The organism is Knoellia tibetensis, from assembly GCF_048606415.1.
GTDB classification, from domain to species: domain Bacteria; phylum Actinomycetota; class Actinomycetes; order Actinomycetales; family Dermatophilaceae; genus Knoellia; species Knoellia tibetensis.
The window spans coordinates 1-14006 of record NZ_JBMBWF010000005.1; the positions used below are offsets into that span (position 1 = coordinate 1).

At 71.6% G+C, this 14006-nt stretch carries 12 protein-coding genes; 5 read left to right on the forward strand and 7 right to left on the reverse strand.

Annotated features, from left to right (window positions below):
- A partial coding sequence (locus tag ACOJV7_RS16305) for a chaplin family protein (RefSeq protein WP_420191282.1) occupies positions 1–913 on the forward strand: 913 nt, incomplete at its 5' end.
- A gap of 187 nt (positions 914–1100) precedes the next feature.
- Here the strand turns inward: ACOJV7_RS16305 and cobA are convergent.
- Genes cobA through ACOJV7_RS16330 form a run of 5 tightly spaced genes read right to left on the reverse strand, consistent with a single transcriptional unit; the run spans position 1101 to position 7024 of the window.
- Positions 1101–2315 carry a uroporphyrinogen-III C-methyltransferase gene (gene cobA, locus ACOJV7_RS16310; protein ID WP_420191283.1) on the reverse strand — a complete coding sequence of 405 codons (1215 nt, stop codon included), beginning with the start codon at positions 2313–2315 and terminating at the stop codon, positions 1101–1103.
- On the reverse strand, positions 2303–3655 hold the full coding sequence (locus ACOJV7_RS16315; RefSeq protein ID WP_420191284.1) for a sulfate adenylyltransferase subunit 1: 1353 nt from the start codon (positions 3653–3655) through the stop codon (positions 2303–2305). The genes cobA and ACOJV7_RS16315 overlap by 13 nt, the downstream gene beginning before the upstream one ends.
- Positions 3655–4614: a sulfate adenylyltransferase subunit CysD gene (cysD, locus tag ACOJV7_RS16320; RefSeq protein ID WP_420191285.1), complete on the reverse strand. Its 960-nt coding sequence runs from the start codon at positions 4612–4614 to the stop codon at positions 3655–3657. Before cysD ends, ACOJV7_RS16315 begins: the two co-directional genes overlap by 1 nt.
- The gene (locus ACOJV7_RS16325) at positions 4611–5327 is read right to left on the reverse strand and encodes a phosphoadenylyl-sulfate reductase (protein ID WP_420191286.1); all 717 of its coding nucleotides are present in this window, start codon (positions 5325–5327) and stop codon (positions 4611–4613) included. Before ACOJV7_RS16325 ends, cysD begins: the two co-directional genes overlap by 4 nt.
- The gene (locus tag ACOJV7_RS16330) at positions 5324–7024 is read right to left on the reverse strand and encodes a nitrite/sulfite reductase (protein ID WP_420191287.1); all 1701 of its coding nucleotides are present in this window, start codon (positions 7022–7024) and stop codon (positions 5324–5326) included. Before ACOJV7_RS16330 ends, ACOJV7_RS16325 begins: the two co-directional genes overlap by 4 nt.
- A 139-nt stretch (positions 7025–7163) precedes the next feature.
- On the opposite strand from ACOJV7_RS16330, the gene ACOJV7_RS16335 reads away from it, so the two are divergent.
- The 3 genes from ACOJV7_RS16335 (at position 7164) to dxs (ending at position 11376) form a co-directional block, all read left to right on the forward strand.
- Positions 7164–7595, forward strand: a complete 432-nt coding sequence (locus ACOJV7_RS16335; protein ID WP_420191288.1) for a hypothetical protein — start codon at positions 7164–7166, stop codon at positions 7593–7595.
- Between the two features lie 129 nt (positions 7596–7724).
- Positions 7725–9338, forward strand: a complete 1614-nt coding sequence (locus ACOJV7_RS16340; protein ID WP_420191289.1) for a M4 family metallopeptidase — start codon at positions 7725–7727, stop codon at positions 9336–9338.
- Positions 9339–9507: 169 nt separating this feature from the next.
- Entirely contained in the window at positions 9508–11376 is a 1869-nt protein-coding gene (gene dxs, locus ACOJV7_RS16345) for a 1-deoxy-D-xylulose-5-phosphate synthase (protein WP_420191290.1), read from the forward strand.
- Between the two features lie 42 nt (positions 11377–11418).
- On the opposite strand, the gene ACOJV7_RS16350 is transcribed toward dxs, so the two are convergent.
- Together ACOJV7_RS16350 and ACOJV7_RS16355 are read right to left on the reverse strand one after the other, a co-directional pair.
- On the reverse strand, positions 11419–11781 hold the full coding sequence (locus ACOJV7_RS16350; RefSeq protein ID WP_420191291.1) for a hypothetical protein: 363 nt from the start codon (positions 11779–11781) through the stop codon (positions 11419–11421).
- Between the two features lie 170 nt (positions 11782–11951).
- Positions 11952–13001 (reverse strand): hypothetical protein, encoded by a 1050-nt coding sequence (locus ACOJV7_RS16355; protein ID WP_420191292.1) that lies wholly within the window; start codon positions 12999–13001, stop codon positions 11952–11954.
- A 65-nt stretch (positions 13002–13066) separates the two neighbouring features.
- Between ACOJV7_RS16355 and ACOJV7_RS16360 the strand changes: the two genes are divergently transcribed.
- Positions 13067–13894: a phytanoyl-CoA dioxygenase family protein gene (locus ACOJV7_RS16360; protein ID WP_420191293.1), complete on the forward strand. Its 828-nt coding sequence runs from the start codon at positions 13067–13069 to the stop codon at positions 13892–13894.
- The last annotated feature ends 112 nt before the right edge of the window (positions 13895–14006 follow it).

Genomic DNA, 14006 nt, shown 5'->3' on the forward strand with positions numbered 1-14006 from the left:
GGCCGTGGGTGGCAACCAGGTCGGTCTGCCGGTCACTGCTCCGGTGACGGCTGGCGGCAACGCGGTCTCTGTCGTCGGTGACTCGTCGACGTCCGGCAGTGACGCGACCTCCGGCATCGGTGGCACGTCGGGTGGTTCGACCGCTCCGGGTGAGACCTCGGGTGAGGACTCGGCCGCGGGTGGCAACCAGGTCGGTCTGCCGGTCACTGCTCCGGTGACGGCTGGCGGCAACGCCGTCTCGGTCATCGGTGACGCGTCGAGCTCGGACTCGGACACGTCCGCACCGGCAGCCGGTGGCGGGAACTCGGGAGAGCCGGGTACCTCCGGTGACGACTCGCTCGGCGGCGGCAACCAGGTCGTCGTGCCGGTCACGGTCCCGGTCGTCGTGGGTGGCAACGCGGTGAGCGTCGTCGGTGACGCCACGACCGAGGGGTCCAGCACCCCGAACACCCCGACCGAGCCGACCACTCCGACCGACCCGGGCAACCCGACCGTGCCCGGCGAGCCGACGGACCCGTCCGACCCGACCGAGCCCACGGACCCGTCCAACCCGACCGAGCCCACGGACCCGTCCAACCCGACCGAGCCCACGGACCCGTCGAACCCGACCGAGCCCACGGACCCGTCGAACCCGACAGAACCCGCGAACCCGACGGACCCCGCGAACCCGGCGAACCCGACGGACCCGAGCAGCGATGCGAACGATCGTGACGACGTCCAGGCCGCGAGCCGGAGCAACATCCCGGCCCGAAGCTCGGTCACGGCGATGTCGGCCGACGCGGCCATGGGCGAACTCGCCCAGACCGGGACCGACGTCTCCGTCCTCGTGGGGTGTGCCCTCGCACTGCTCCTGCTCGGCGGTCTCCTCACCAGCACGTCGCGTCGTCGGCTCGCGGCGGTGGTGCAGGCCTGACCTGAGCGGTGGCTCGGCCGGGGTCGCGTCCGCACGACGCGTACCCCGGCCCAGCCGCGCCCTGCGCCCGGGTCGGACGCGAGTGTCAGACCGCCACCCAACCGGGGAGGGCAGGGGGTCCCGCATCCTCCTCCTCGAGATCGAGGCCGACGTGCGCGGACAACGCCGACGTCGCGAGCGGTGGATCTCAGCCCTTCGCGAGGTCCACGACGTCGCCAACGACGACGACCGCCGGCGACTCGACCCGTCGGAAGAGCGCCGTGTCCGCGATGTCCGCGAGGGTCCCGAAGGTCACGCGCTGGTCGGGGAGGAAGCCGCGCTCGATGATCGCCACCGGGCAGTCGGCCCGCCGACCGGCCGCCACCAGCCGCCTGGCACTGTCCCTCAGCGTCGAGACGCCCATGAGCAGCACGAGGGTGTGGTCGCTCCCCGGCGGGAGCGCCGGGATCTGCTCGTGTCCGGAGACGACCGTGAAGGCCTTGGCCACGCCCCGGTGGGTCAGGGGGATGCCCGCGGCCGCGGGCACGGCGACCGCGCTCGTCACCCCGGGAACCACCTCGACCGGTATGCCGTGTGCCTCGCACGCGAGGCGCTCCTCGCCTCCGCGTCCGAGGACGTAGGGGTCGCCACCCTTGAGCCGCACGACGCCGTGGCCACGGCTCGCCTCCTCGACGAGGATCTCGTTGATCCGGTGCTGGGGCACGGGGTGGTGGCCAGGCGTCTTGCCGACGTCGATGACGCGCACCGACTCGGGCAGCCGGGAGACGACGGTGCGTGGGGCGAGGCGGTCCACGACGACGACATCAGCGGTGGCGAGCAGCTCGTGGCCCCGGTTCGTGAGCAGGCCGTCCGAGCCGGGCCCGCCGCCGACGAGGGCGACCCAGCCGTGCTCGCGACGACGCGCGGTGCGCAGGTCCAGGGTCCCGGTGTGCAGCGCGAGGTCGATCGAGTCCCGCACCCGTGCCGAGCGGTCGTCGTCGCCCTCGGCGTGGACGGCGACGGTGACCGCACCGTCCGGCGTCGTGACCCGCGTGGCGGCCGGGAGGCTCGCCGTGCTCGCGCCGATGTCGGTCGCGTCGACGCACCACACCCGCAGCGCGTCGGCCGCAGCGCGCACCTGTGCGTCGACCTCGAGGTCGCCGGTCGCGGTGTGCACGAGCCACGCGCCGTCGAGGTCGGCCGGTCCGGCCCAGTCTCGACGCACCCAGGTGGTGCGGTCGGGATGAGCTTCGAGCAGTTCCGAGACCTCCTCGCAGACCCAAGGGGAGACGACGCGGACGAGGGCTCCCTGGTCGAGGAAGGACCGCACCCGCTCGCCGGTGACGGGACCGCCACCGAGGGCGACGACGAGCCGACCGCCGAGGTCGAGGACGACGGGGAGGGCGCCGCTCAGATGTCCCACGGCTCGTCCCCCTCCGGTCGGCTCGGGGCGTCGGCCGCGGTGGGCAGCGTGGCGCCGACCATGCCTGCGGCGACCGTCCGGCCGTCGTGGGCGTCGATGAGGAGGAAGGAGCCGCCGCGCCGTGACGTCGAGTAGTTCTCGACCGGGACCGGGCTGGCGAGGCGAAGCCGGACGAGCCCGATGTCGTTGAGCGACAACGTCTCTGCTGCGACGGAGTGCAGCCCGTCGAGGTCGAGCGCGCCTTCGATGGCGCGCACGGCGGTCTGTACGGTGCGCGACCCGTGCTTGAGCAGCAGCCGCTGACCCGAACGGAGCGGTGCGTCGCCGAGCCAGCAGACGACCGCCTCGATGTCCTGGGTGGGATCGGGGGCGTCTGCTGACGCGATGACGTCGCCGCGGGAGATGTCGATGTCGTCGGCGAGCCGCAGGGTCACCGACTGCGGGGCGAACGCCTCCGCGAGCGAGCGCTCGGCGAGGTCGATGCCGACGACCCTCGACCGCGTCCCGGACGGCAGCGCGACGACCTCGTCGCCGACCCGGACGACACCGGAGGCAACATGACCGGCATACCCCCGGTAGTCGCGGTGGGCGGCCTCGCGCGCCGCGCCCTGCGGACGGATGACGAGCTGGACGGGCAGGCGGAACGCCTCGTGCTCGGGGTCGTCAGCAGGCGGCAGGTCCTCGAGGAGCTCGAGGAGGCTGGGGCCGGCATACCAAGGGGTTCGCGTCGAGCGCTCGGCGATGTTGTCGCCGTCGAGGGCGCTCACCGGGATGGCCGTGGCGTCCTCGACGCCGAGCTCGCGCGCGACGGCCTGGACCTCGGCGTTGACGCGTTTGAAGACCTCCTGCGAGAAGTCGACGAGGTCGATCTTGTTGACCGCCACGATCACGTGCGGCACGCGCAGCAGAGCGGTGACGGCGAGGTGCCGGCGGGTCTGCTCGAGGACGCCGCGGCGGGCGTCGACGAGGAGGACGACGACGTCGGCGGTGGAGCTGCCGGTGACCGTGTTGCGCGTGTACTGGACGTGGCCGGGGCAGTCGGCGAGGACGAAGCTGCGCCGGGCGGTCGCGAAGTAGCGGTAGGCGACGTCGATGGTGATCCCCTGCTCGCGCTCGGCACGCAGGCCGTCGGTGAGCAGCGCGAGGTCGGCGGCGGTGAGCCCGCGGTCGCGCGAGACCCGCTCGACGGCGGCGAGCTGGTCGGAGAGCACCGACTTCGTGTCGTGGAGGAGGCGGCCGACGAGCGTCGACTTGCCGTCGTCGACGGAGCCCGCGGTCGCGAGGCGGAGCAGGGTGCCGGTCCGGGGAAGGACGTCGTGCTGGCTCGTCGTGGCGCTCATCAGAAATAGCCTTCCTTCTTGCGGTCCTCCATGGCGGCCTCGGAGATCCGGTCGTCCGCCCGGGTGGCGCCGCGCTCGGTGAGGGTCGAGGCGGCGACCTCGACGACGATGTCGGCGTTGGTGCGCGCAGGCGACTCGACGGCGCCGGTGCACGACATGTCGCCGACGGTGCGGTAGCGCACGACGCGGGTCTCCACCTGCTCGCCCTCCCGCGGCTGCGAGTGCGGGCCGACGGCGAGCCACATGCCGTCGCGGGCGAAGACCTCGCGCTCGTGGGCGTAGTAGAGGGAGGCGAGCGGGATGTCCTCGCGCTCGATGTAGCGCCAGACGTCGAGCTCGGTCCAGTTGCTGATGGGGAAGACGCGCACGTGCTCGCCGGGCCGGTGGCGGGGGTTGTAGAGGTTCCACAGCTCGGGCCGTTGGTTCTTCGGGTCCCACTGGCCGAACTCGTCGCGCAACGAGACGATCCGCTCCTTGGCGCGGGCCTTCTCCTCGTCGCGGCGGCCGCCGCCGAAGACGCCGTCGAAGCGGTGCTCGTTGATGGCGTCGAGGAGCGGCACGGTCTGGAGGGCGTTGCGGAGCCCGTCGGCGCGCTCGCGCAGACGCCCGTCGTCGACGTAGTCCTGGACGCGCGCGACCTCGAGGCGCAGGCCGAGTCGTTCGACGGTCTCGTCGCGGTAGTCGAGCACCTCCGGGAAGTTGTGGCCGGTGTCGACGTGGAGGACGGGGAAGGGGATCGGCGCCGGCCAGAAGGCCTTCGCGGCGAGGTGCAGCATGACGACCGAGTCCTTGCCGCCGCTGAAGAGCAGCACGGGACGCTCGAGCTCGCCGACGACCTCGCGGATGATGAGGATGGCCTCGGCCTCGAGGGCGTCGAGCTGGTCGAGGACGTGGGCGCCGGGCGCCACACCCGGGGTGTCGATGGTGTCGAGGGTGTCGGGGACGGTGGCTGCGCTCATGTGTGGATCCCGCATTCGGTCTTGGCGAGGCCGGACCAGCGTCCGGCTCGGGCGTCCTCACCCGGGGCGACCCGGCGCGTGCAGGGCTCGCACCCGATCGACGGGTAGCCGTCGAACATGAGGAGGTTGACGGGCACGGAGTGCTCGGTGGCGTATGCCGTGACGTCGTCGAGCGACCACGTCACCAGGGGGTTGACCTTGACGAGGCCGTGCTTCTCGTCGAAGGTCACGAGCGGGGTGCCGGTCCGGGTGGGTGCCTCGTCGCGACGGACGCCGGTGACCCAGGCCTCGTAGCCAGCAAGGGTCCTCGCGAGCGGCTCCATCTTGCGCATCGCGCAGCACAGCGCCGGGTCGCGGTCGTGGAGCCGCGAACCGAACTTCGCGTCCTGCTCGGCGACGGTGAGCTCGGGCAGGACGTCGACCACCGTGACGTCGAGCTCGTCGGCGACCCGCGCACGGGTGCCGATCGTGTCGGAGAAGTGGTAGCCGGTCTCGAGGAAGAGCACGTCGACACCCGGCGCATGCTGCGAGATCAGGTGCGGCAGAACGCCTTCGGCCATCGAGCAGGCCACGGCGAGCGTGCCGGGGAAGGTCTCGGCGGCCCAGCGGGCGACAGCCACCGCGTCGGTGTCGTCGAGCTGTGCCCCCTCGGCGGCGAGTGCCCGCAGCTCCTCCTCGCTGCGCTTCGTGCCCGCGGTCGTCGTGACGCTCACGTCAGCGCCTCCTCGTCGGCGCGGTGGGCCCAGGTGGCGAAGGACTCACCCTCGGTTCGCTGGTCGACGAAGCGCCGGACGAGGCGCTCGACGTAGTCGGTGAGGTCGGCCGCCGGGACCTTGAGCCCGCGGACGGTCCGCCCGAGCCCGGCTTCGTCGCGCTCGGGGGAGGCGAGGCCACCACCGAGGTGGACCTGGAACCCGGGCACGCTCTCGCCGGCGTCGTCGGTGGTGATGAGGCCCTTGAGGCCGATGTCGGCCGTCTGGATGCGGGCGCACGAGTTCGGGCACCCGTTGACGTGCAGCGCGATCGGCTGGTCGAGCTCGATGCCGGCGAGGCGCTCCTCGAGCTCGGCGATGACGGCGGTCGCGGTGTCCTTGGTGTCGACGATGGCGAGCTTGCAGTACTCGATGCCGGTGCAGGCCATGGTGGAGCGGCGGAAGGGGCTCGGCGTCGCGCTGAGTCCCAGCTCGGCGAGCCCGGAGACGAGCTCGTCGACCCCCTCGCCCGGCACGCCGAGGACGACGAGCTTCTGGTGGGCGGTGAGCCTCACGCCGTCGCCACCGACCCGCTCGACGAGGTCGCCGAGGCTCGTGAGGATGGTGCCGCTGACCCGCCCCACGGTGGGCGCGGCGCCGACGTAGAACCGGCCGTCCTTCTGGGGGTGCACGCCGACGTGGTCGCCGGGGCCCTTGGCCGGGGCCGGCGCGGGGCCATCCGGCAGAGCCCGGCCGAGGTACTCGGTCTCGAGGACCTCCCGGAACTTCACCGGGCCCCACTCCGCGAGGAGGAACTTGAGGCGGGCCTTGGTGCGCATCCGCCGGTAGCCGTAGTCACGGAAGATCGAGATGACCCCGTGCCACACGTCAGGCGCGTCGGCCTCGGAGACGAACACCCCGAGGCGCTCGGCGAGACGCGGGGCCGTCGAGAGGGCGCCACCGACCCAGAGGTCGTAGCCGGGGCCGAGCTCCGGATGGACGACGCCGACGAGCGAGACGTCGTTGATCTCGTGGACGACGTCGAGGCTCGGGTGCCCGGTGATCGCGGTCTTGAACTTGCGGGGGAGGTTCGACAGCTCGGTGTCGCCCAGCCAGCGTGAGGTGATCTCACGGATGACCGGCGTCGGGTCGATGATCTCATCGGCGGCGACGCCGGCCACCGGGCTGCCGAGGAACCCGCGAGGCGTGTCGCCGCACGCCTCGGTCGTCTGGAGCCCGACGGCCTCGAGCCGGCGCCACACCTCGGGCACGCTCTCGATCGCGATCCAGTGGTACTGGATGTTCTGGCGGTCGCTGATGTCGGCGCTCTCGCGGGCGAAGTCGGTGGAGATGCCGCCGAGGACGCGCAGCTGCGTGGGGGAGAGAACCTGGCCGTCGGTGCGGACGCGGAGCATGAAGAACCTGTCCTCGAGCTCGTGCGGCTCGAGCTGCGCGGTGCGCCCGCCGTCGATGCCGGGCTTGCGCTGGGTGTAGAGGCCCCACCAGCGGAAGCGGCCGCGGAGGTCGTCGCCGGGGATGGAGTCGAACCCCTCGCGCGCGTAGGTCGTCTCGATCCGCTCGCGGACGTTGAGTCCGTTGTCCTCGGCCTTGAACGCCTCGTTGGGGTTGAGCGGCTCCCGACCGTCGACGGCCCACTGGCCGTTGGACCGGCCGGTGCGCGGCGGCCGCAGGGTGCGGCCGGAGGCGACGCTCGTCATGGGGTCCTCGATCCGTGATAGGTGCCAAATGCTGATCGAAAGCATAAGAGCGAGTTATGACACTCCGAGAGGGCGGTCCACGATGTGGCCGCGTCGAGACGGGCGCCCGCCGCCGTCGGCGAGAGGTACCATCGAACACATGTTCGACCCCTCGACGCCGCCCCCGTTGCGGCGTTCGGCGAGCCCCGGGGCGCCCGGGGGCTCGCGCCGGCCGGGGCCGCCGGGCTGGCCCGACCGCGTGCCGCCGCCCGAGGCGCCGGGGTGGCAGGTCCCGGCCGTCGGCTGGCTGCTCGACCACTGCCCGTCGGACTACCGCATGTATGCCGTGTGGCGCCGCCACCCGGTCGCGCTCGCCTGGGTGACCACGCACCATCTCGACGCGCAGCTGGGAGCGATGAGGACGGCATACAGGGGGCTTCGGGTCGACCTCGCGGACCATGTCGAGCCCGAGGGGATCGCGGCCTCGCTCGCCGCGCTCGAGGCCGAGGGGGCTCGCCTCCTCGCGGCCCGCCGGGCTGCCGGGCTGCTCCTCGAGGCGATGCAGGGGCACACGTTCGTGCCACGTCTCTGAGGGCGCTTGACCGAGGTATACGTTGAGTAAGAAGTTCCCCAAGTCCCTTCCGTGGCGACATCGGGAGCGGTTGTGATGAAGGACGTCGCGCCGACCGCGCGACATCTCTCGACACGACAAGGAAGTCCCATGCGTCGATCGCTCTCCGCCCTCGCCTGCCTCGCCGCGGGCTCGGCAGTCCTGGCCACCGCCGTCCCGGCGACGGCCCGGCCCGCCGATCCCGTCGGTCCGCTCCGTCAGCTCGACGTCGCCTCGGTCGGCGCGACCGCCGAGCAGGCCCTGCGCGCCGCTCCGGGCCTCGTGCGGCTCGCGGCCGGTGAGGACCTCGTCGCGACGTCGGCGCTGGGTGAGGCGTCCGGTGAGCGGCACGTCCGGATGAACCGCACCTACCGCGGTCTGCCGGTCCTCGGCGGCGACCTCGTCGCGCACCTCGGCGCCGACGGTGCCGTCGACTCTGTGAGCCAGACGCTCACTGCCCCGGTGAGCGTCGGCACGACGCCCTCCGTCTCGGCGGCGAAGGCCCGGTCGGCGGTGCGCCCGACCCTGCCGGCCGGGGTCTCGCTCGACAAGGCCGCGCCCACCCTCGCCGTCGACGCCGTCGAGGGCACGCCCCGGCTCGTCTGGGACGTGCGGGCCAGTGGTGTCCGCGAGAGCGGCACCCCGAGCCGGCTGCACACATGGGTCGACGCGACCACCGGTGCGGTCGTCGGGTCGGCCGACGAGATCCACGAGGCCGACGGCAGCGGTGCGTCGCTCTACAGCGGCAGCGTGACGATCCAGACGACGCTGTCCGGATCGACCTACCAGCTCAAGGACGCGACCCGAGGCAGCTCGCAGGTCACCGACATGGGCAACAAGACCGACAGCGCCTTCTGCACGATCTTCGGTGTCGGCTGCTCCACCGGGACGCTCTTCACCGACGCCGACAACGTCTGGGGCAACGGCACCAACGCCAACCGGCAGAGCGCAGCCGTCGACGCGGCATACGGGCAGGCCCGCACGTGGGACTACTTCAAGAACACGCACGGCCGCAACGGCATCTGGAACACCGGTCAGGGTTCGCCGAGCCGGGTCCACTACGGCTCGAACTACGTCAACGCCTTCTGGGACGGCAAGCAGATGACCTACGGCGACGGCGACGGCACCTCGTTCGGCCCGCTCGTCTCGCTCGACGTCGCCGGGCACGAGATGAGCCACGGCGTCACCGAGAACTCGGCCAACCTCACCTACTCCGGTGAGTCCGGTGGCCTCAACGAGTCCACGAGCGACATCTTCGGCACGATGGTGGAGTTCAGCGCCGACAACCCGAGCGACCCGGGCGACTACCTCATCGGTGAGGAGTTCGACCTCGCAGAGGGCCTCGGCTTCCGCCGCATGGACAACCCGAGCAGCGACGGCAAGTCGGTCAACTGCTGGAGCTCGTCGGTGGGCAACCTCGACGTCCACTACTCCTCGGGCGTCGGCAACCACTTCTTCTACCTGCTCGCCGAGGGCTCGGGCAGCAAGACCTTCGGCGGCAAGGCGCACAGCTCGACGACGTGCAACGGCTCGACGCTCACCGGCATCGGGCGGGACGCCGCCGCGAAGATCTGGTACCGCGCGCTCACCGTCTACATGACCTCCTCGACGAACTACGCCGGGGCGCGCACCGCCACGATCCTGGCGGCCGGTGACCTCTACGGCGCCGCGTCGTCGCAGGCCACTGCGGTCGCCCAGACCTGGGACGCCGTCTCGGTGAAGTAGGACCGGCGGGGCGATCACGGGCTCCACACCCTTCCCGCACGTCGGGGAGAGGTGTGGGGCCCGTGAACGTTTCGTGCAGGGGTGGGCGCGAGCCCGGTGGGGGAGCAGTGCCGTGCCCGGGAGCACCTAGACTTCAGCGGATGGACATCGGCACCGAGAGGGAGAGCGCGTGAGCGTGTTGGAGCGCATCCAGGGACCTGACGACCTCAAGGCCCTGACCCGACCCGAGCTGGAGACGCTGGCCGGCGAGATCCGGACCTTCCTCGTCGACGAGGTCTCCCGCACCGGCGGCCACCTCGGTCCCAACCTCGGCGTCGTCGAGCTGACGATCGCGATCCACCGGGTCTTCGACAGCCCGCGTGATGCTGTCGTCTTCGACACCGGCCACCAGTCCTACGTCCACAAGCTCCTCACCGGTCGCCACGACTTCTCGGGCCTGCGCAAGCAGGGTGGGCTGTCGGGCTACCCGAGCCGGTCCGAGTCCGAGCACGACGTCGTCGAGAGCTCGCACGCGTCGAGCTCGCTGTCGTGGGCGCACGGCATCGCGGCCGGCCGCGTCGTCAGGGGCGAGCGTGACCGGCATACGGTCGCGGTCATCGGCGACGGCGCACTCACCGGCGGCATGGCCTGGGAGGCGATCAACAACATCGCCGCCGAGCGCGACCTGCCGCTCGTCATCGTCGTCAACGACAACGAGCGCTCCTACGCGCCGACCCGTGGCGGCCTGGCCGACCACCTGGCGACGCTGCGCACGACTCGCGGCTACGAGCGGTTCCTCGACTGGGGCAAGTCGACGCTGCACCGCACGCCCATCGTCGGTGGCGCGATGTACGAGACGCTTCACGGCGTCAAGAAGGGGCTCAAGGACATCGTCGCGCCGCAGGGTCTCTTCGAGGACCTCGGCCTCAAGTACATCGGCCCGGTCGATGGCCACGACGAGGCCGCGCTCGAGCAGGCGCTGCGTCGCGCCCGGGCGTTCGACGGGCCGGTGCTCGTCCATGTCATCACCCAGAAGGGCAAGGGCTACGACCCGGCCGTCAACGACGAGAGCGACCAGTTCCACGCCGTCGGCGTCATCAACCCCGAGACCGGCCTGCCGCTCGAGATCTCCGGTCGCAGCTGGACCGACGAGTTCAGCGACGCCCTCGTCGAGCTGGGGGAGGAGCGCGAGGACGTCGTCGCGATCACGGCGGCGATGATGATCCCGGTCGGGCTCGACGCCTTCGCGAAGCGCTTCCCCGAGCGAACGTTCGACGTCGGCATCGCCGAGCAGCACGCGACGACGATGGCCGCCGGACTCTCGTATGCCGGCCTCCACCCTGTCGTGGCGATCTATGCCACGTTCCTCAACCGAGCCTTCGACCAGCTGCTCATGGACTGCGCCCTGCATCGCGCGGGGGTGACGTTCGTCCTCGACCGCTCGGGCATCACCGGTCCCGACGGGGCGTCGCACCACGGCATGTGGGACATGTCCATCGTCGGTGTCGTCCCCGGCCTGCACCTGGCCGCGCCGCGTGACGGCGAGCAGATCCCCAAGGCGCTTCGCACGGCGGTCGACATCTCCGACGCCCCGTCGGTCATCCGCTTCCCCAAGGGGTCGGCGGGTGACTCGATCGAGGCGGTGCGGTCGGTCTCGGGTGTGGACGTGCTGGCCGAGCCCGACGAGCACTCGGTCGACCTGCTGCTCGTCGGTGTCGGGTCGATGGCCGCGACCGCGCTCACAGTCGCCGACAAGCTCACGGCCGAAGGGCTGCGGGTCCGGGTCGTGGACCCGGTGTGGGCGCTGCCGGTGAACCCGGGGCTCGGCGAGCTGGCCGGTTCGGCCGGTCGCTTGGCGGTCGTCGAGGACAACTCCGTGTCCGGTGGAGTCGGCTCACACGTCGTACAGGCCTTGCGGGACAACGGTTGCGACGTCCCGGTCGAGCTCTTCGGCCTGCCCCGCGAGTTCCTCGACCACGGGTCGCGCGGTCAGGTCCTCGACCGCGTCGGCCTCACGCCCGAAGCGATCTCGACCAGGCTCCTCGACGCGCTGCGCTGACCCGATCCCGCGGCCGTGGTGCGGACCAGACGGGTCTGCCGCCTAGTCCAACCAGAGCCGTAGGGCGCTGGCGTTCGCGACGTAGGCCACGAGCAGGACCACGGACATCGTGACCGTGCTGCGGTGCAACCACCGGGCCCGACGCGTGAGGTCCGGTCCCCCGGTCCACAGCGCCACCCCGCTGGCGTACGCCGCCAGGCCGGCGCCCACCGGGCCGAGGAACGCACCGACGAGGAACCCGACGTGCCAGAGCCACTCGAGCGCGACGGGGACCTCGAGCGCCCCCACCCGGACAGGCACCGCGACGAAGATGAGGAAGGCGAGGCCGCAGGTGACGGCCACGGCGCAGCCCAGGACCGCGTCGTGCTCCGCCTGTCGCGACGTCGCCGCCCGAGCGCTCGCCATGCTGCCAGCGTGGCAGCCCCGACCTCACCTGACCAGCCCCAGGGATGCACCGTGGAGTGCCAACCGCTGACTCGGGAGTGGATCGACGTGGCCGGACCTGGCGACCGTGCGGGAGTTCCTGCAGGCGAAGGCCGCGCTGCCCGCAACGCCGGACGCAGAGCCGGCTGAGATCAGGGGTGGTCGCCGGAGATGCTCACGGCCTCACGTCCGTGGGGACCGGCCTCCTGCTCGGACAGCTGGACCCGCAGCGCACGGGCGAGGCCGATGAGCGCCAGGTTGACGAGCACGGCCAGGTACCCGAGGAACTGTGCGTCGAGGAGCTGGAAGAACTGCACGACCAAGAGGTCGAGGAGCAGCGCCACCTCGAAGATGCGCAGGGACTCCTGGCGCCGGCTCCGTGCCCATGTGGTCAGCCCCAGGAGGCCGACGACCACGGCGACTCCGGCGCACGCCAGGTAGACGACGTTGCGTGCCGAGGGATCGGCGAGCACGAGCCGCACCGGATGCGCCAGCGACCCGGCGAGGAACACAGCGAAGAGGGCCACGGACGCCCGGCGAACCGCCCGGGCCCGGGGAAGGTTGACGATGACCGAGCGACCCGCGAGGTAGGTGCGGGCGGGCCACGAACGCCGGACGGGGTGCGGAGGGACGTCCTCGAGCACGTCGGTGAGGAGCCGCACCGTGTGGTCGGTCTGGTCCGCCTTGCGGAGCAGGGAGAGCGCGCGGTCCCGCTCGAGCTCGTCCATGTCGTGGGCCGCCGCCTCCTTGAGCAGGTCCACGGCGTTGACGACGAGCTCGACGTGGCTCAGGGGCTTGCGGTGCACGAGCAGCTCGACGACGAGGCCGAGCGTCACGAACGTGCCGTAGATGATGGCGGGGACCGGCTCGAAGAAGTAGTTGTTGTCGCCGGTGACGAACTTGCCGACCTCGTCGATGAACAGGCCGAAGCCGATCCCACCAAGAGTCGCCGCGACCGTGTGCGCCGTCCTGCTGATGAAGAGCAGCAGGACGAGGATGGCCGCGAGCATGCCGAGCCCGCCCCACAGCAGGTGCGCCAGGTGGAGTCCGCCGCCGCCGAGCTGCGGGTAGCCGGCCAGCTCGAGGTAGATCCGGGTGACGGCGATCGAGAGCACGGCGCTGACGACGAACAGCTCGAACCGGTCGCCGCCGTCCGCGTCACGCAGTGGGAGCCGCGAATGACCGGGCGGAAGACCACTCATCCGGCCCATCCTAGGTCGCCCACGTATCCGCCCACGGCGTGCTCGTGGGCGTAGCGTCCTGTGACATGGACGGTGAGAGTGGCTCGACCCAGTTCGACGTCGACGAGATCCGGCACGGCTTGCAGACCGACGGGATCATCGCCCGCAGGGGTGCGTTCGCCCCGGCCTGGGTGCAGCAGGTGCGTGAGGACATCGACGCCGCATTCGAGGAGGCGAGGTCCCGTGAGGGAGGCGCCGTCGGCCGTGGCCCGAACCGGTGGTACGTCGAGATCCACCCGGAGGCGCTGCGTGGCTTCGTCGACCTCGTCGACCATCCGTGGGTGCGCACCGTCTGCGAGACCGTCCTCGGCCCCGAGTACCGCATCGTCGAGGTCGGGTTCGACACCCCGTTCCCGGGTGCGACGTTGCAGCCCTGGCACCGTGACTTCCCGAGCCCGACGGAGACCAAGGACGGCGGCCGGCTCACCTCGCTGGCGTTCAACCTCACCACGGTGGACACGACCGACGAGATGGGACCGTTCGAGATCGCGCCCGGGACGCAGTGGGACCGGGGGGACGACTTCGACCACGAGCAGTTCCCGCCCACCTCCGCGTACGAGCGCTACGAGCGCTTGGCCCAACGGAAGTACCCGAAGGTGGGCGACATCTCCGCCCGCTCGGCCCTGACGGTCCATCGAGGGACGCCCAACACCTCGACGGTCGCCCGCCCGGTCCTCGTCCTCGGGGTCGATGCGCCGGGCGCCGGCAACGACGCCCACCACGATCTCGCCGTGACGACCGGCTACTGGGAGAGCCTGCCGCAGCGGGTGCGGGACCACCTCGCGTGCCCGGTCGTCGACGAGCTGTCGCCCATCACCCAGAAGCACGACATCGAAGGGCTCGTGATGGGCTGACGCCGGTCCGTGCCCCCCGCCGGTCGGACATGCCCGGTGTGCACACAGGTCGGTTGCGGATGTGGGTCCGGAACCCATGAGCGGGGGTGGGCGGACGGCATACGGTGCTCGT